14 protein-coding genes are annotated in these 17,226 nt (G+C 71.5%); 4 read left to right on the top strand and 10 right to left on the bottom strand.

Annotated elements, in window-relative coordinates:
• Positions 1 to 2 precede the first annotated feature (2 nt).
• From QSK39_RS32880 to QSK39_RS32855, 6 genes are read right to left on the bottom strand one after another with little or no spacing between them, the layout of a single operon-like run.
• The gene (locus QSK39_RS32880) at positions 3 to 1,964 is read right to left on the bottom strand and encodes a beta-galactosidase (protein WP_285481743.1); all 1,962 of its coding nucleotides are present in this window, start codon (positions 1,962 to 1,964) and stop codon (positions 3 to 5) included.
• Positions 1,964 to 2,887: a dihydrodipicolinate synthase family protein gene (locus QSK39_RS32875; RefSeq protein WP_285481742.1), complete on the bottom strand. Its 924-nt coding sequence runs from the start codon at positions 2,885 to 2,887 to the stop codon at positions 1,964 to 1,966. Before QSK39_RS32875 ends, QSK39_RS32880 begins: the two co-directional genes overlap by 1 nt.
• The gene (locus QSK39_RS32870) at positions 2,887 to 3,840 is read right to left on the bottom strand and encodes an oligopeptide/dipeptide ABC transporter ATP-binding protein (protein WP_285481741.1); all 954 of its coding nucleotides are present in this window, start codon (positions 3,838 to 3,840) and stop codon (positions 2,887 to 2,889) included. Before QSK39_RS32870 ends, QSK39_RS32875 begins: the two co-directional genes overlap by 1 nt.
• The gene (locus QSK39_RS32865) at positions 3,837 to 5,741 is read right to left on the bottom strand and encodes a dipeptide/oligopeptide/nickel ABC transporter permease/ATP-binding protein (protein ID WP_285481740.1); all 1,905 of its coding nucleotides are present in this window, start codon (positions 5,739 to 5,741) and stop codon (positions 3,837 to 3,839) included. The genes QSK39_RS32870 and QSK39_RS32865 overlap by 4 nt, the downstream gene beginning before the upstream one ends.
• The gene (locus QSK39_RS32860; RefSeq protein WP_285481739.1) at positions 5,738 to 6,697 is read right to left on the bottom strand and encodes an ABC transporter permease; all 960 of its coding nucleotides are present in this window, start codon (positions 6,695 to 6,697) and stop codon (positions 5,738 to 5,740) included. Before QSK39_RS32860 ends, QSK39_RS32865 begins: the two co-directional genes overlap by 4 nt.
• Positions 6,698 to 6,710: 13 nt before the next feature.
• Positions 6,711 to 8,309 carry an ABC transporter substrate-binding protein gene (locus tag QSK39_RS32855; protein WP_285481738.1) on the bottom strand — a complete coding sequence of 533 codons (1,599 nt, stop codon included), beginning with the start codon at positions 8,307 to 8,309 and terminating at the stop codon, positions 6,711 to 6,713.
• A 142-nt stretch (positions 8,310 to 8,451) separates the two neighbouring features.
• On the opposite strand from QSK39_RS32855, the gene QSK39_RS32850 reads away from it, so the two are divergent.
• The 3 genes from QSK39_RS32850 (at position 8,452) to QSK39_RS32840 (ending at position 12,581) form a co-directional block, all read left to right on the top strand.
• Positions 8,452 to 9,195: a FadR/GntR family transcriptional regulator gene (locus QSK39_RS32850; protein ID WP_285481737.1), complete on the top strand. Its 744-nt coding sequence runs from the start codon at positions 8,452 to 8,454 to the stop codon at positions 9,193 to 9,195.
• A 102-nt stretch (positions 9,196 to 9,297) separates the two neighbouring features.
• Positions 9,298 to 11,421: a hypothetical protein gene (locus QSK39_RS32845; RefSeq protein ID WP_285481736.1), complete on the top strand. Its 2,124-nt coding sequence runs from the start codon at positions 9,298 to 9,300 to the stop codon at positions 11,419 to 11,421.
• Between the two features lie 14 nt (positions 11,422 to 11,435).
• On the top strand, positions 11,436 to 12,581 hold the full coding sequence (locus tag QSK39_RS32840; protein ID WP_285481735.1) for a S53 family peptidase: 1,146 nt from the start codon (positions 11,436 to 11,438) through the stop codon (positions 12,579 to 12,581).
• 158 nt (positions 12,582 to 12,739) lie between these two features.
• Here the strand turns inward: QSK39_RS32840 and QSK39_RS32835 are convergent, their stop codons facing one another.
• The 3 genes from QSK39_RS32835 to QSK39_RS32825 are packed head-to-tail and all read right to left on the bottom strand — an operon-like array spanning position 12,740 to position 15,012.
• Complete coding sequence (locus QSK39_RS32835) at positions 12,740 to 13,381, bottom strand: LuxR C-terminal-related transcriptional regulator (RefSeq protein ID WP_285481734.1); 642 nt, start codon at positions 13,379 to 13,381, stop codon at positions 12,740 to 12,742.
• 3 nt (positions 13,382 to 13,384) lie between these two features.
• The gene (locus QSK39_RS32830) at positions 13,385 to 13,774 is read right to left on the bottom strand and encodes a hypothetical protein (RefSeq protein WP_285481733.1); all 390 of its coding nucleotides are present in this window, start codon (positions 13,772 to 13,774) and stop codon (positions 13,385 to 13,387) included.
• Positions 13,775 to 13,803: 29 nt separating this feature from the next.
• On the bottom strand, positions 13,804 to 15,012 hold the full coding sequence (locus QSK39_RS32825) for a cytochrome P450 (protein ID WP_285481732.1): 1,209 nt from the start codon (positions 15,010 to 15,012) through the stop codon (positions 13,804 to 13,806).
• Positions 15,013 to 15,188: 176 nt separating this feature from the next.
• Here QSK39_RS32825 and QSK39_RS32820 point away from each other — a divergent pair, with 176 nt between their 5' ends.
• Positions 15,189 to 15,725 (top strand): hypothetical protein, encoded by a 537-nt coding sequence (locus tag QSK39_RS32820; protein WP_285481731.1) that lies wholly within the window; start codon positions 15,189 to 15,191, stop codon positions 15,723 to 15,725.
• A gap of 35 nt (positions 15,726 to 15,760) precedes the next feature.
• Here QSK39_RS32820 and QSK39_RS32815 read toward each other — a convergent pair whose 3' ends face one another.
• Positions 15,761 to 17,128: an aspartate aminotransferase family protein gene (locus tag QSK39_RS32815; RefSeq protein WP_285481730.1), complete on the bottom strand. Its 1,368-nt coding sequence runs from the start codon at positions 17,126 to 17,128 to the stop codon at positions 15,761 to 15,763.
• Between the last annotated feature and the right edge of the window lie 98 nt (positions 17,129 to 17,226).

The following is a 17,226-nucleotide window of genomic DNA, read 5'->3' as shown; positions in this document are numbered from 1 at the left end:
TCTCATCCCTTCAGGACGGCGACACCTCGCGGGGCGAGCCGGACCTCGCGGACCGGCCGCGACGGGCCGGTCAGCAGGTCCGGCGCGGCGTGCGGCAGGTCGACGGTGACCGGCTCGGTGCCGTGGTTGAGCAGGATCAGGTAAGCGCTTTCCCCGCCGTGCCGGACGACCGCTTGGACCCCGGGCGGCGTGGCGAGCACCGGCGTCACCCCGGCTTCGGCCGTGACGCGGCCGAGCAGCGGAGCCAGGTCGGGCCGCGTCCCGGCGTACCAGGCGACGCCGTCGCCGAACGCGTGCCGGGTGATCGCGGGCCGCCCGGCCAGCTCACCCGAGGCGAACGACGCGACGACGTCGGCGCCTTCGAGCTCGATCCATTCGGACCAGATCGCCCCGGAATCCGTTGTCCCGTCGGCGAAGCGCAGGTCCACGGGCGAGTCGAGGGGCCAGAACTCGTCGACGCGCAGCCCGAGGACGTCCCGTAGCGGCGCGGGATGCCCGCCCAGGTAGGCGCGGTCGCAACCGTCCACGATGCCCGAGAAGTACGACACCACGAGGTGCCCGCCACCCGCGACGTACGCGCGCAGGTTGTCCGCGGAAGCCTGCTCCAGCAGGTACAGGTTCGGGACGACGACGAGCCTGTAGCCCGTGAGATCCCGCAGGGGGTGGACGACGTCGCAGGTGATGTTGGCGTCGAACAACGGCGCGTAGTGCGCGAGGTGCGTCTCGAGCTGGTCCAGCCGAGCCGGGTGCGAGTCGAGTTCGAGGCCCCACCAGCTCGGCCAGTCGTGCAGCAGGGCGACGTCGGCCCGCACGCGCGTCCCGGCCAGCTCCGGCACCCGGGCCAGCTCTTGCCCCAGTGCGGCCGTTTCGCGGAACGTCCGGGTGTCGCGGCCGCCGTGCGGGACCATCGCCGAGTGGAACTTCTCCGCGCCACCGCTGGTCTGCCGCCACTGGAAGAACAGCACCGCGTCGGCGCCCTGGGCGATGGCCTGCCAGCTGCCGAGCCGCATCGCGCCCGGCGGCTTGGGGCTGTTGCGGGGCCGCCAGTTCACCGCGCTCGGCGCCTGTTCGAGCAGCATCCACGGCTGGTCCTTCACGGACCGGACCAGGTCGTAGGCGAACCCGGCTTCGACGTGCGCGCGCGGGTCGTAGGGGTCCGGGTAGGAATCGAGGCTGACGACGTCTTCGTGCGGCGTCCACGTGTGCCAGTCGAGGGCCTTCTGCACCCGGCCGACGAAGTTGGTCGTGATCGGCGTGTCCGGGGTGATCCGGCGCAGCACGCGCTGCTCGGTGAGGAAGCAGCCGAGCGAGGCGTCGGAGGAGAACCGCTGGAAGTCCAGCTGCTGCGCGGGATTCGGGAACGTCGGCGCGACACGCGGCGGCAGGATTTCGTCCCACGCGGAGTAGCGCTGGGACCAGAACGTCGTCGTCCAGGCCGCGTTCAGCTCGTCGAGGGAGCCGTAGCGCTCCCGCAGCCAGCGCCGGAAGTCCGACGCCGACTCGGCGCAGTAGCAGGCCCGGATGTGGCAGCCGTACTCGTTGCCGATGTGCCACATCGCCAGCGCGGGGTGTCCCGCATAACGCGTCGCCAGTTCCGCGACCAGGCGTTCGGCGTGTGCCCGGTAGATCGGACTGGACGGGCAGAACTGCTGCCGCGCACCGGGCGACAGCCGGACGCCATCGGCGCGAACCGGCAGGATCTCCGGGTGCGCGTGGGACAGCCACGCCGGCGGCGACGCGGTCATCGTCGCCAGGCACACCCCGACGCCCGCGCCCGCGAGGCCGGCCAGGACGTCGTCGAACCAGCCGAAGTCGTACTCCCCCGGCCGCGGTTCGACGGCCGCCCACGAGTAGATCCCGGCGGTCACCATCGTGACGCCCGCTTCGGCCATCAGCTTCAGGTCTTCGCGGCGGACCTCTTCGGGCCAGTGCTCCGGGTTGTAGTCGGCGCCGTAGTGGAGCATCAGAGCAGACCGGCTTCGGCGAGCTTCTCCTTGATCCGCAGCAGTTCCTCGTCGTCCAGCGGAAGCTGCGGCGGCGCCATGACAGCGTTGTCGATGAACCCGCGCATCTTCATCGCGGCCTTGAAGGCGCCGAGCCCGGCCGAGCCGCGGCCCATCCGGCTCGGCGGCGCCACGGACGTGATCGAGAACAGCTTCAGCAGCCGTTCCTGCTCGCGGCGGGCGGCGGCGAGGTTGCCGGACTTGAAGTGGTCGTGGATGAGCACGTACCCGACCGGGTCGACGTTGCCGAGGCCCGGGACGGCGCCGTCGGCCCCCATCGCCAGCGCCGCGTCCACGACCAGCTCGGACCCGGTGAACACGGCGAAGGTGTCGAGACCGCGGTCGCGCTTGCCCAGCAGCACGGCCCGGAACGCGGCTTCGTCGCCGCTGGAGTCCTTGAGCCCGGCGAGGACGCCGTCGGCGGCCAGGTCGAGGACCATCCCGCCGTCGAGCTTCGTGTGCACCGCGACCGGGATGTCGTAGGCGACGATCGGCAGCGCCGTGCGTTCGTGCAGCAGGCGGAAGTGCCGGTCGACCTCGGCGACGTGCGTGCGGGTGTAGTACGGCGCGGTGACGACGACGGCGTCGGCCCCGGCGGCTTCGGCCGTCTTGACGTGCTCGGCGACCCGCAATGTCGTCATGTCGATACAACCGGCGAGCACCGGCACGCGCCCGGCGACCTGGTCGACCGTCGTTTCGACGACGACGCGGCGCTGGGCGTCGGGCAGGAAGGCGACCTCGCTGGAGGAACCGAGGACGAAGACGCCGTGCACACCGGCGTCGAGCTGGACCTCGACGTGGCGGCGCAGCGAGTCGGTGTCCACGCTGAAGTCGTCGTTGAACGGCGTGCACAGCGGCGGGACGATTCCGGCGAACTTCGGCATCAGGCGCTCACTCCGGTCGGGATCTCGGGATGGATGCAGCGGTAGGTGTGGCCCCCGCCGGCCGCGGCCGGTGGCGGCAGTTCGGCCGCGCACTCGCCGGTCGCCTTGGGGCAACGGGTGCGGAACGAGCAGCCGCTCGGCGGGTGCGTCGCCGACGGCACGGGCCCGGTGAGCACGATCGGCTCGACCGGGTTCAGCAGGCTGGGCGTCGCCGAGAAGAGGGCCCGCGTGTACGGGTGCCGGGCGTCGTCCGGCAAGGCCGTGGCCGGAGCCTCTTCGACGATCCGGCCTAGGTACATCGTGACGATCCGGTCGCTCATCTTCTTGACGGTCTGGATGTCGTGGGAGACGAAGACCATCGCCAGGTCCAGCTGTTCGCGCAGGTCGAGCAGCAGGTTGAGGATCTGGGCGCGGACCGAGACGTCGAGGGCGGACGTCGGCTCGTCGGCGACCAGCAGCGCCGGCCGCAGGGCCAGGGCCCGCGCGATGGCGACGCGCTGGCGCTGGCCGCCGGAGAGCTGGCCCGGCACTGCGTCGGCGGCGCTGGCGGGCAGGCCGACCAGCGACATCAGCTCGCGGACGCGGTCGTCACGCTCGGCCGGCGTCCCCACCCGGTGCACGTCGAGCGGGTCGCGGATGATCTTGGCGACGGCGAGCCGGCGGTTCAGCGCGGTCGTGGGGTCCTGGAAGACCATCCCGACCTCGCGCCCGGACCCCTCGTCCAGTGACTTCCCGCGGAACCGGACCGTGCCCGCGGTCGGGCGCTGCAGGCCGACGATCACCTTGGCCAGGGTCGACTTCCCGCAGCCGGACTCCCCGACGACGCCGATCGTCTCGCCCGGGTTGACGACCAGGTGGGCGTCGGTGAGGGCGTAGACGCTGTCGTGGCCGAAGAGGCCGCGGCCACGGATCTTGTGCACGACGTGGACGCCGTCGAGCTCCAGGAGGTTCACGCCGTCACCTCCTTCTCGCGGGCGATGTCGACCGCCGGGAAGTGGCAGGCGACGAGGTGGTCGACCGGCTCGCCGAAGCGGACCGGCGTCTCGTCGTGGCACTTGGCGCGGGCGGCCGGGCAGCGGTCGGCGAAGCGGCAGCCCGCCGGGAACTCGGCCGGGGCCGGGACGACACCCTTGATCTGCGTGAGCCGGGCCTCGTTCTCCTCCAGCGACAGCACCGCGCTGAGCAGGCCGCGCGTGTAGTGGTGCCGCGGCGAGCCGACGACTTCGGCGGTGCTGCCCAGCTCGGCGACCTGCCCGCCGTACATGACGACGACGCGGTCGGCGATCTCGGACACCAGCGCGAGGTCGTGCGAGACGAGGATGAGCGCGAAGCCCAGCTCCTCCTGCAACCGCAGCAGCAGAGCCATGATCTGGGCCTGCACCGTGACGTCGAGTGCCGTCGTCGGCTCGTCGGCGACGATCAGCTTCGGGTCCCGCGAGAGCGCCATCGCGATCAGCACGCGCTGGCGCTGGCCGCCGGACAGCTCGTGCGGGTAGGCGCGCAGCGTCCGGTCCGGGTCGAGGTTGACCAGCTCCAGCAGCTCGGCCGGGGTGCGGGTGCCGCCGCGGCGGGTGAACTGCTTGAGCTGGGCGCGGATCGTCATCGCCGGGTTGAGCGAGCTGAGCGCGTCCTGGTAGATCATCGCGATGTCGTGGCCGAGGTGGCGGCGGCGTTCGCCGGGGCGCAGGGCGAGCAGGTCGCGCTGGGCGAACCGGATCTGGCCGGACACCTGCGCCGTGGCCGGCTGGAGGCCGAGGATCGACAACGCCGTGAGCGTCTTGCCGCAGCCGGATTCGCCGATCAGGCCGAGGACTTCCCCGGCGCGGACGCTGAAGGACACGCCGTCCACGACGTCGACGCCCTCGTGGCGGCCGGGAAAGGCGATCGCCAGCCGGTCGACTTCCAGGACCGTGTCCCGGTGGTCGAGCGACCGGGCCGTGCGGGCCAGCCGCTCCCCCGCTTCCCGCAGGCCGGCGATCGGCAGGACGGGCGCGGTGTCGGCGTCTTCGCGCTTGGCCACGGCCTTCGCGACTTCGGCCGCCTTGACCGCGCGGGCCGACGGCGCGGCCCAGGCGTCCGAGATCCGCTCGGACAGGATGTTCAGCGCGAGCACCGTCACGAGGATCAGCAGGCCGGGGAACAGCGTCGCCCACCAGCCGCCGGTCAGCACGAGGTCCTTGCCGTCGGCGAGCACCGAGCCCCAGGACGGGTCCGGCGGCTGGATGCCGGCGCCGATGAACGACAGCGACGCCTCGAACACGATCGCGTCGGCCACCGTGACCGTGCAGTACACCAGCACCGGGGCGGCGCAGTTGATCGCGACGTGCCGGGTCAGCACGAAGAACCGCCTCGCGCCGATGACGCGTTCGGCCGCGACGTAGTCCTCGCCGTACTGGGCCAGGACGTTCGCCCGGATCACCCGCGCCACCGGGGGCATGTTGAGGAACCCGATGGCCAGGATCAGCACGACGATGCCGTGCCCGAACACGGCCACGAGCACCGCGGCCAGCGCGATGCCGGGGAACGCCATGATGACGTCCAGCACGCGCATGACCACGGCGTCCACCCGGCGGTGCGACGTGGCGGCGAACGCCCCGATCACCGCCCCCGACACGAGCGCGAGCGCCACCGCCCCCAGGCCGATGGCGAGCGACCAGCGCGTGCCGGCGACGAGCCGGGAGAAGATGTCCCGGCCCGACGTGTCCGTCCCGAACCAGTGGGCACCGCTGGGCCCGCCGGTGTCGGTGCTCAGCGCGTCCGGGTTGTGCGTCGCGACGAGCGTGCCGAGCACGGCGACCAGGAGCAGGACGCCGAGGATCGCGAGCGCGGGCCAGGCCGCGCGCAGGCGCTTCACGCGTGGCTCCGCAGGCGCGGGTTCGCGATCAGGTACAGGACGTCGACGACCAGGTTGACCAGCACGAACCCGATCGCGATGGTGATGACGAAGCCCTGCACCTTGGCGGTGTCGCCGTCGGTGACGGCCTGGATCATGTTCTGCCCCATCCCCGGCAGCGCGAACATCGTCTCGATGACGACGGCGCCGCCCAGCAGGTAGCCGACCCGCAGGCCGAGCACGGTCAGCGGCGTGACCAGCGCGTTGCGCAGCACGTTGCGCCCGACCACGACCACCGGTGGCAGGCCGCCGCCGCGCGCGGTCCGGACGTAGTCCTTGTCCAGCTCTTCGACCATCGACGTCCGGATCACCCGGGTCAGCTGCGCGGCCACCGGCAGCGCCAGGGAGACCGCGGGCAGCGTCAGCGAGTTCAGCCAGCCGCCGAAGGAGTCGGCCGGGCTGACGTAGCCGCTGGTCGGGAACAGGCCCTGGCCGACCGCCAGCCACTGGACCAGCAGCAGCGCCACCCAGAACGCCGGCGCGGCGACCCCAGCCAGGGTGACCACGCGGATCACCTTGTCCGGCCAGCGGTCGCGGTAGAGCGCCGACGTCACGCCCAGCACCAGCGCCGTCACGAGCGCGATGACCAGGCCGAGCAGGGTCAGCTGGACGGTCAGCGGCAGCGCCGTCGCGATCGTGTCGCCGACCGGCTGCTTGGTGATCACGCTGGTGCCGAAGTCCCCCTGGACCAGGTGCCAGACGAAGTGGACGTACTGCAACGGCAGCGGGTCCAGCAGCCCGTTCTCGAGCCGGAACTGCTGCAGCTGCTCGGCGGTGGCGTTCGCGCCGTCGAACGCGGCCAGCGCCGGGTCGACCGGCGCGAACCGCATCACGATGAACACGAACAGGATCACGCCGAGCAGCAGCGGGATCAGGGCGAGGATGCGGCTGAGCAGCATCCGCACGACGACGGCCACGGGTGTTCTCCTCTTAGACCGGCTTCGCCTGGTTCAGGTAGATGCCCGGGTAGCCCTGGGCGCGCACGCCGGAGATCGCCTTCGGGTCCCACGCCGTGCCGAGCTGGGTGAACACGACCGGGTAGATGACGGCCTGCTCGGAGATCAGGTCCAGCAGCTGCTTGTTCAGCGTCGTCCGCTTGGCCTCGTCCGTTTCGGCCGCGGCCTGGTCCTGCAGGGCGAGCAGGGACTGGGCGTCGGGGCCGGTGAACCGGGCGTACTTGCTGGTGAGGATGGACTTGGCGTCGTAGTAGTAGCGGATCATCAGGTCGGGGTCGTTGCCGAACTGCAGCGGGTTGTTGGTCGTGGCGACGACCTGGAAGTCGGTGCCGGCGTCCAGCTTGGAGAACAGCGCCTTGGTGTCCTGGGAGTCCAAAGTGGTCTGGACGCCGATCGCGTCCCAGCCCTCCTTGATCACCTTGACGCAGTCGGCGACCAGCGAGGTGTTCGTCGTGGACAGGGTGACCTTGAGGCCGCTGACGCCGGCCTGCTGCAGCAGCTGCTTGGCCTTGTCGGGGTTGTAGGCGAAGTCCTGCGACGCGGGCTGCGAGGACGGGAGCTTCGGGTTGATGAACGACGTCCCGGGTGAGCCGGCGCCCTTCAGCCCGATGTCGATCATCTTCTTCTTGTCGATGGCGTAGTGCAGCGCCTGGCGCACGAGGTTCTTGTCGAACGGCGCGTGCGCGGTGTTGAAGAGCAGGAAGAGGTTGTTGCCGCCGTCGGCGAACTCGACCGTGCGGCCGGCCTTGCGCAGCTGGTCGGCGTTGGCGGCCGGGATGTTCTCGGCGATCTGCGCGTCCGGCTTGGCGCCGGAGATCGCGGCGACGCGCGGGGCGGAGTCCACGATGGACTTCCACAGCATCTTGTCGTAGGCCGCCGGGCGCGGGCCGTTGTAGTCGGCGAACTTCTCGAAGCTCGTGTGGCTCAGCGCCGCCTGCTCGACGACCTTGTACGGACCGGAGCCGACGACCTTGCCGCCCTTGGCGTCGTCCCACTTGCCGTCGTAGACGTGCTTCGGGACGATCTTGCAGCACTGGATCCGCTGCAGCGCGTACGGGAACGGGAACTTGAGGACGAACTCGACCGCGCGGTCGCCGGTCTTGCGGACCTCTTGGAGCCAGTGCGAGAAGAAGCTGTGGATCAGCACGTTCTCCTTCTCGTCGAGCGCGCGGGCGTAGGTGAAGACGACATCGTCGGCGGTGACCGGCTGGCCGTCGTGCCACTTCGCGCCGTCGCGCAGCTCGAACTTCAGGCTGGTGCCGCTGACGTCGGCGGGCAGCGCCTTCGCCAGGCCCGGGAAGGGGGCGCGGGTGATCGGGTCACCCTCCACGAGGGACTCGTAGCAGTGCAGGATCGCGGCCATCGAGAACGCGGACGCGGTCTGCAGCGGGTCCCACGTCTGGTTGTTGCCGTAGCCGATGACGGCGGTCAGCGAGCCCGCCGAGCTGCCGGTCTTGTTGGTGGACGCCGGCCCGCCGCACGCGGCGAGCACGGTCGGGAACGCCATGGCCGCCCCGGCGAAGGTGGTGTAGCGCAGCAACTGGCGGCGGCTGAGCGACGGGCTCTGGGACATCGGTGTCTCCGGCTGGCCTCGAACGGTAGGACATGGGACGTCCTATGACCGGCGTGAGCCTAGGATGGGTTCGCGTGCCGGTCAACCCTTCTGGACGTATGACGTAGGATGTCCTCTCACGACGCATCCGGGGAGGACAGCAGTGGCCCGTCCGCAGCGCAGCGAAGAGATCACCAAGCGCATCATCGACCTGATCGTCGAGCGGGAGCTCCCGCCGGGCGCACCCATGCCCACCGAGCTGAGCCTGATGGAGGACATCGGCGTCAGCCGCAACTCCATCCGCGAGGCGATCAAGGCCCTGCAGGCCCTCGGCATCGTCGAGATCCGCCACGGCTACGGCACGTTCGTCGGCTCCGCCGGGTCGGAGTCGCTGCAGACCTGGCTGCTCTTCCGGACCCGCGCCCGCGGCGCCACCGACGTCGGGCGGCTGCGCGACCTCCTGGAGGTGCGGGAGATGCTCGAGACCGAGCTGACCCGCCGGGTCGCCACCGACCACCGGCCCGGGCTGGTCGAGGAGCTGCAGGCCTGCGTCGCGCGGATGAAGCGCAAGGGCCCGGACGCCGCGGAAGCCGACCGCGAGTTCCACGACCTCATCTGCGCCGAGGCCGGGTTCGACCTCGCGCGCGAGCTCACCGGGCTGTTCTGGGACGTCTACCGGATCGCCGAAAGCGAACTGGGCGGGCCGGCGTCGTCGCCGACGGCCACCGCGAAACGGCACCAGGCCATCGTCGACGCGCTCCTGCTGCGCGACGCCGATGCCGCCGCCGAAGCCGTGCACCGGCACTTCGACGAGGTCCGCAAGCGCGCGAAAGCCGGTCCGTACGGCGGTTTCGGCGTCGCGCGGCCGGTGCCCGCTGACTCTCAGTCGTTGACCCGATCGAGGTAACTTCGGGAAGATCGAGAACCGGCCTCAACGGTCCGGGCGTCTGGCTCGTCGGTAGTGGTGATCAACCACCACACGGAGGTGCCAGTGCGAAGAAGACTTTCGGTGTTCGCGGTTCTGCTCGCCGGTTCGGCGGGGTTGGCCGGGCTCGCCCCGCCGTCCGCGGTGGCGGCGGTATCGGCGGCGGCGCCGGCGACAGCCACGCTGCCCACCGGTGACCGGGTCACCGTCCGGACCACCGCGGACGGCCGTTCCCTGTTCGACATCCGGCCGGTCGCCGAGAAGGGCATGGCGCGGGCGCTGGTGCACCTGCGGCTCGGCGACCGCGACTACGAGGTCCCCGGCACCGCGCTCCCCTACCTGGGGCGCGGGCTGGACCTGAGCCTGTTCGACGTCAAGGCGCTGCTCGCCGGCGCTTCGGCCCCGGTCGACCCGGCGGCGTTCGGCGCCGCCTTGGCGAAGCAGTACAAGGAAGACAACGCGAGGGGCCACTTCGGGGGTCGGGGTCTCTTCGCCGGCGGAAAGACGTTCGCGCTCTCGGGGGCGCCGGTGCGGCGGGCTGTCCAGCCCCGCTCGGTGCTGCGCACGGTTTCGGTCGACGCCAACGACATCGCGGGCAAGCCGGCCGACACCGGCGTCGCGTTCCTCTACAACACCGACGACGGGAACCTCCTCGACCCGAACGAGAACCTCAACTACTTCTCGGGTGGCACCGCGAAGTTCAGCGCGCCGGACGGGAACTACAGCGCACTCGGCCTGTTCTGGACGGCCGACGCCGACGGCAACCCGACCGAGGTGCGGTTCAGCGCGCAGCCGGAGTTCGCGGTGAAGGCGGACAAGACCGTCCGCGTGGACGCTTCGCGCGCGTCCAGCAAGGTGACCTGGGTGACGCCGCGGCCCGCCTTGCTCGACGACACCGGGTTCTTCTTCCGGCGGGCCGCCAAGACCGGGCCCGCATTGCTCGTCGACTTCGACGCCGGGCCCGGCGTGCCGATCTCGGTGTCGCCGGTGGCGGTCCCGGTCCGGACCGGCGCGGTGCAGACGTACCCATACAGCAGGCTCGTGTCGCCGCCGGGGCCGGGCGTGCCGTACGAATACGTGCTGCAGAAAGCGAGCGTCGGCACGATTCCGCAGCAGCGGTACGTGATCACGGCGCAGGACGTCGCCGCGGTGGACGCGACCTACTTCAGCGAGTACTCGTCGCTCGGCCTGCGGCAGCGCAGCGGGATGTTCTCCTTCGAGGACAGCAGCGGCCGCGTGTCGCACCCGATCCAGCTGCCGCGCAAGCAGACCGAGTACGTCTCGGCGGCACCGGATCTGGCGTGGTTCGGCGGGTTCTCGAAGTACGTGCTGCCCGGGCCGTTCCCCGGCTGGGCCGGCGGGCAGTACGAGGCGTTCCACCGCTACCAGGGCGGTTCCTCGGTGACCGAGGATTGGAACAAGTTCCCGCTGCACCCGGCGGGTGCGGTGGCGCTGCTGCCGCTGGGCGACGCCGCGGCGTTCACGCAGCCGGGCGCGACCCGCGCCGGTGACCTGGTGCGGTTCGCGATCACGCCGTTCAGCGACAACCAGCCCGGCCACACCGGCTTCGGCTACTACGGCGAGTCGCGGGACACCATCACCGGGTCCTACCGCTTCACCCAGGACGGCACGACCCTGGCGGAGGGCAGTCCGTCGGGTGGCTTCGCGGTCGGCTTCGACCAGGAGGTCGCCGCCGGGCCGGCCACCCTCGGGCTGACGATCGACGCGGGCCGCACCGGGCCGATGTACCACCAGAGCACCGCGAGCCACACCGAGTGGACCTGGAAGTCGCAGCACGTCGAGGGCGCGACGCTGCCGACGGCGTTGTACTGCGCGCGCGGGGACAACGGGCCCGACCGGTCGTGCGCGGTCGAACCGCTGCTGTCGCTCGGCTACGCCGTCGGCGGGCTCCGGCCGGACGGGTCCACCGCGAGCGGTCCGCAGGGCCTCGACCTCACGGTCGGGCACCTGCAGCAGAGCGCCTCGTCGCCGGTGACGGCCGCGACGGTGCAGTACTCGACCGACGGCACGACCTGGCAGGACGCGACGGTGACGGCCCGCGGCGACGGCGTCTTCCACGCGGGTTTCGCCGCGACCACGGACACGTTCCGCGGCATCGACGTCTCCTTGCGCGTCACGGCTTCCGACGCGGCCGGGGCGACCATCGCCGAGACGATCACCGCCGCCTACCACGTCTACGCGTCCTGAGGGGAAGGTCCACTGTGCACAGGAGAATCATCGGCGTGCTGAGCGCCGTGGTGGTCGCCTTCGGGGTCTTCGCCCCGGTTGCGTCCGCCGCACCGGTACCGCGGGCGGCGTGCCCGGACCCGGGTCCGGGTCTGCTGCGGTGCCTGACCACGTACACCCCGGTCCACGCGTTGGCCGACGGCCCGGTCGGCTGGGGTGCGGACGACCTGGCGTCGGCCTACGGGCTGCCGTCGGGCGGCGGGCCGGACACCGTCGTCGGCATCTCGATCGCCTACGACGCCCCGAACCTGGAGGCCGACCTCGCGGCGTACCGGGCGCAGTACGGCCTGCCGCCGTGCACGACGGCGAACGGCTGCTTCCGCAAGGTGAACCAGCAAGGGCTTTCCGCGCCCCTGCCCGAAGCCGACTTCGGCTGGGCAATGGAGTCCACTTTGGACGTCTCGATGGTGTCGGCGGCGTGCCCGTCGTGCCGGTTCCTGGTCGTCGAGGGGAACACGCCCGGGTTCGCCGACCTGGCGGAGACGGAGGACACCGCGGTCCGGCTGGGCGCGAAGGTGGTGTCGAACAGCTACGGTGCCAGGGAAAGCGGCGCGCCACTGGCGTTCGCGAGCCACTACCGGCATCCGGGCGTGACGGTGGTGGCGTCTTCGGGCGACGCGGGCTTCACGGCGGCGAGCTACCCGGCGGTCCTGCCCACGACGATCGCGGTCGGCGGGACATCCCTGGCCCGCGACCCGGCGTCGGCCCGCGGCTGGGCGGAATCGGCGTGGCAGTACGGCGGCAGCGGCTGTTCGGCGTACCTCGCGAAGCCGTCGTGGCAGCAGGACCCGAACTGCGGAAAGCGAACGGTGGCGGACATCGCGGCGGCGGCCGAGGACATCGCGATCCACTACACGGACGCGGGCGGCTGGCTCCCGGCGAACGGAACCAGCGCATCGGCGCCGTACGTCGCGGGCTTGATCGGCCGGTCGGGGCAGGCGGGAGTGACCCAGCCATCGACGCTGTACGCGAAGGCAGGCATGTTCACGGACATCACGACGGGCACCAACGACCCGGTGGGCGGCGGCAAGAAGTGCGCTGACGACTACCTGTGCGTAGCGGCAGCGGGCTACGACGCCCCGACGGGCGTGGGGGTCCCCCACGGCCTGACCGGCTTCTGACGATCGGACGGCGGGCTGCTTCGCCGGGTTCTCCACCCAGCGGAGCAGCCCGCGGGCCGGGCACGGGCCCGATCACCGGCGGCGCGGGTCACGGCCACCCCTATCCGGCCGAACCACCGCCGCGAGCCACCCACGCCCGCGAGATCCCCGCCCATCCCTCAGCCCGGCCGGCACAACCCCCGCTCATAAGCCAGCAACCCCGCCTCGGTCCGGTGCGCGCACCCCAGCTTCCGCACCACCTGAGCCACCAGATCCCGCACCTCCGGCTCCGCCACACCCAGCCGGCCGGCGATCTCGGCGTTCGTCAGCGCGGACCCGATCCCGATCAGCACCTCGCGCTCCCGGGCGGACAACCGGTCCACCCCCGCCAGCCGCTCGTCCCGCGGCCCTGACAACCGCGTAGCCGCCGACACCAACCGGCGGGATGCGTCCGGGGACAGCACCACGTGGCCGTCCGCTGCCAGGCGGACCACCTTGATCAGCTCGTTGCGCCGAGCCGACCTCAGCAAATACCCCGATGCCCCGTCGCGCAGGGCGCGCAGGATTCCCGCGTCGGAGTCGAACGTCACCAGGGCCAGCACCGCCGGGCGGCGGAACACCGGCCCCAACGGGCCCAGCCGCAGGTCCAGCAGCACCACGTCCGGCAGGTGACGGCGGAGAGCCGCCCGGGCCGCCGAAGCGTCGGATGCCGAGCCGATCACCTCGATGCCGTCGGTCTCGGCCAGCACCTCGCCCAAGCGGGTCCGTACCGCCGGGTCGCGTTCGGCCACCAGGACCCGGACCGGCGGCGGTGGCAGCACCGGTCAGTCCTTGGGCCGCAGGCGGATCAGCGGCAGGTCGGTCCGCGACGCGCCCACCAGGTCACGCCCGCCCGGGCCGCGCAGCCGCAGCTCACGGAACCGCACCGAAGACAGCTGCGCCGCTTCGATCGGGTACACGTCGCCGTAGCGCTTGATCTTCTCGACCAGTTCCTTGCCCAGCAGTTCCACCAGGCCCGTGTGCCGGTTCGCGCCGCCGCCGAGGGGGACGTCCAGCTGCCTGCGGACCTCGGGAAACCGCTGGTCCAGCTCGACGGCCAGCTGGTGGATCGTGACGTAGGCCGGACCGAACTCGGACGCGTCCGGCCCCGGCGGGATCTCGCCCAGCACCTTGATGAGCTTGTCGTCCATCCCGAGTTTGTCCCACAGGGTCACGTTTTCCTCCTGTCGTGGCCGCCGCAGGTCTACCAGAGGACCGGCACGCGGTCCACTCCCCCGGTGACCCGGTTCGTCCGGACCTCCAGCTCCCCGACCGGGACCGCGAGCCGCAGTCCCGGGAACCGGCGGAACAGCGAGCCGAACACGACGCGCAGTTCCGTGCGGGCGAGACTCGCGCCGATGCAGAACCAGCCGCCATAAGCGAACGCCACGTGCGAGTTGGGCTTGCGCGCGGGGTCGAATTCCGCGGCGGCCGGGAACACCGACGAGTCCCGGTTCGCCGCCGCCAGCGACAGGACGACCGCGTCGCCCCGGGCCACGGTCACCCCGCCCAGCGAGACGTCGTCGTGCGCGTACCGCAGCACCCCGAGCCCGCCCGGGGCCGACAGCCGCAGGATCTCCTCGACGACGCCGTGCGTCCGGCCCTCGGGGTCGGCGGCCAGCGCGTCGCGCCGCGCGAGGTCGGTGAGCAGGTACAACACGCCGAGGTCGATCCGGTTGGACGTCGTCTCGTGGCCGGCGAACAGCAGGCCGGCGGCCAGCCGGGCGAGGTCGCCGTCGGTGAACGCGGGGTCCTCGGCCTGCGCGCGCACCATGTCCGAGACGACGTCCTGACCGGGCGAGCGCCGCTTGGCCTCCGCCAGCCGGCCCATGTACGTCGCGAACTCGTCGAGGGCCGCATCGGCGCCGGAGCCGATGTCCATCCGGCCCATCCGCTCGGACAGCACGCGGAACGTGTCGCGGTCTTCGTACGGGACGCCGAGCAGCTCGCAGATCACCAGCACCGGGAGCGGGAACGACAGGTGCTCGTGCAGGTCGACCGGATCGTCCGCTTTCCGGGCGCGCTCCATGGCGGCGAAGCAGCCGTCGGCCAGCTCCTGGACGTGGCCGGCGAGCCGCCGGATCCGGTTGGCGGAGAACGCCGGCACGAGCATTTTCCGCATCCGCGCGTGCTCCACGTGCTCGGTTTCGTGGTCACCCTGCGGCCGGCTGAGGATGGCCGCCTCCGACAGCGCCGACGCGGTTTCCGGCGCCGGGTGCGAGCGGCCGAAGCGCGGGTCGGTGAACACCGCGCGGACCTCCTCGAACCCGGTGACCAGCCACGCCGGGTCGCCGGTCGGGGTGGTCACCGGCACGACCGGGCCCTGCCGGCGCAGCACCTCGAAGAGCGGGGCGATCTCCAGGACGTTCGGCCGCTCGAACGGCAGGCGCGGGGTGCCCGTGGTCGCGGTCATCGGGGTCTCCTCCCGGGTGCGCGGCCGGTCGGCGCGGACGCGGGCGGGCCGGTCACCGGCCGCTCCCCCGGTCCCCCGCGTCCCACGGTACCCAGAAACCCGCACGAGAGCGCGGTTTCCGCCCCATCGGGCCAACGCGTCGATTTTTCGCGGTGGGGATGGCTAGGGTCGGGAGCATGGCTGACGCAGTCGTGATTCCCGGTGGCGGGTTCGGGCCGGCGGCCGGGCTGCTGATGTACGCCGGGGTGGTGGCGGAGCGACGCGGCGTGACGGTGCACCGGCATTGGTGGTCACACCCGCCGTCGCACCTGTTCGAGCCGCAGAGCGAAAGCTGGGTGTGCGACGAGATCAGGCCCCTGCTCGACCGCCTCGGCGGGAACACCCTGCTGATCGGGAAGTCACTCGGGACGAACGCTGCCACGCTGGCCGCCGAGCGGAGCCTGCCGGCGGTGTGGCTGACGCCGATTCTCACCGTGCCGTGGGTGGTCGCCGCTTTGGAGCGGGCAACCGCACCCGTCCTGCTGGTGGGCGGCACGGGCGATGCGATGTGGGACGGCGCCGAGGCTCGTCGGCTGTCGCCGTACGTGCTGGAGGTCGGCGACGCCGACCACGGCATGCAGGTCCCCGGCCCGGTCGGCGAGTCGGTTGCCGTGCTCGGCCGCGTGCTCACCGCGATCGAGGAGTTCCTCGACGCGATCGCCTGGCCACCCTGAGGTCCGCCGGCAGCCGGCGGACCTCGGCACGTCCCCTACAGCAGTTTCCAAGCCTGGGTCAGGGTCTCCCGCAGGATCTGCTCCATCTCGTCGAACTGCGCCTGGTCGCAGATCAGCGGCGGGGACAGCTGCACCACCGGCTCGGCCCGGTCGTCGGCCCGGCAGTACAACCCGGCGTCGAACAACGCGTCCGACAGGAACCCGCGCAGCACCCGCTCGGATTCCGCGGCGCTGAACGTCTCCTTCGTCACCTTGTCCTTCACCAGCTCGATCCCGTAGAAGAACCCGGCACCCCGGACGTCGCCGACGATCGGCAGGTCGGTCAGCTTGTCCAAAGTGGACCGGAACGCGTCCTCGCGGGAGAGCACGTGGTCGTAGAGCCCTTCCCGCGCGATCAGGTCGAGGTTCGCCAGCGCCACCGCGCACGAAACCGGGTGCCCGCCGTAGGTCGAGCCGTGCATGAACGTCGTCTCGCCGCGGGTGAACGGTTCCATCAGGCGTTCCGAAGCCAGCACCGCGCCCAGCGGCGCGTACCCGGACGTCAGGCCCTTCGCCGTGGTGATGATGTCGGGCTGGTAGCCGTAGCGCTTGGCGGCGAAGTCGTACCCGACGCGGCCGAACGCGCAGATCACCTCGTCCGACACCAAAAGCACATCGTGCTTGTCGCAGATTTCCCGCACCCGCGCGAAGTAGCCGGGCGGCGGCACGAAACAGCCCCCGGTGTTCTGCACGGGTTCGAGGAACACCGCGGCGACGGTGTCCGCGCCTTCGAATTCGATGGCCTGCTCGATCTGGTCGGCGGCCCAGCGCCCGTAGGCCTCGTAGTCGTCGGCGTGCTCGGGCGCGCGGTAGAAGTTCGTGTTCGGCACGCGCAGGGTGCTCGGCACCAGCGGCTCGAAGTCGGCCTTCGCGCCGGGGATGCCGGTGATCGACAACGCGCCCTGCGACGTCCCGTGGTAGGCCAGCGCGCGGCTGATCACCTTGTGCTTGGTCGGTTTCCCGACGAGCTTGAAGTACTGCTTGGCGAGCTTCCACGCCGTTTCGACCGACTCGCCGCCGCTCACGGTGAAGAACACGCGGTTCAGGTCGCCGGGCGACGCCTCGGCCAGCCGCGAGGCCAGCTCGATGGCCGTCGGGTGCGCGTGGCCCCACAGCGGGAAGTACGCGAGCTGCTTCGTCTGCCGCGCGGCGGCTTCGGCCAGCTCCTCGCGCCCGTGGCCGACCTGGACCGCGAACAGGCCGGCGAGCCCGTCGAGGTAGCGCTTCCCGCGGGCGTCCCAGATGTAGGCGCCTTCGCCGCGCACGATCACCGGGACGTCGGTCTCGTCGTAGGCGGAGTGGCGGGTGAAGTGCATCCAGAGGTTGCTGCGGGCGGCCTGGGCGAGGCTCGAAGCGTCGGTCATGGCTCGGTTATCGCATGCCCGGACCCGCTGACGCAAGCGATTCAGTCGTCCAGCCGAATCGCCTCGACTAATTCATGGTCATTTAGGGTGGCTGTACT

Source organism: Amycolatopsis sp. NBRC 101858, from assembly GCF_030269325.1.
GTDB classification, from domain to species: Bacteria; Actinomycetota; Actinomycetes; order Mycobacteriales; family Pseudonocardiaceae; genus Amycolatopsis; species Amycolatopsis ponsaeliensis.
The sequence above is the reverse complement of the archived record's forward strand: the minus strand, read 5'-3'. Positions and strand labels throughout refer to the sequence as shown.

What these genes read in the sequence shown, in the direction of transcription:
- QSK39_RS32880 (WP_285481743.1), bottom strand. Translation starts at nt 1,964, where the DNA reads ATGCTCCACTACGGCGCCGACTACAACCCGGAGCACTGGCCCGAAGAG.
- QSK39_RS32855 (WP_285481738.1), bottom strand. Translation starts at nt 8,309, where the DNA reads ATGTCCCAGAGCCCGTCGCTCAGCCGCCGCCAGTTGCTGCGCTACACC.
- QSK39_RS32820 (WP_285481731.1), top strand. Translation starts at nt 15,189, where the DNA reads ATGGCTGACGCAGTCGTGATTCCCGGTGGCGGGTTCGGGCCGGCGGCC.
- QSK39_RS32815 (WP_285481730.1), bottom strand. Translation starts at nt 17,128, where the DNA reads ATGACCGACGCTTCGAGCCTCGCCCAGGCCGCCCGCAGCAACCTCTGG.
- QSK39_RS32825 (WP_285481732.1), bottom strand. Translation starts at nt 15,012, where the DNA reads ATGACCGCGACCACGGGCACCCCGCGCCTGCCGTTCGAGCGGCCGAAC.
- QSK39_RS32875 (WP_285481742.1), bottom strand. Translation starts at nt 2,887, where the DNA reads ATGCCGAAGTTCGCCGGAATCGTCCCGCCGCTGTGCACGCCGTTCAAC.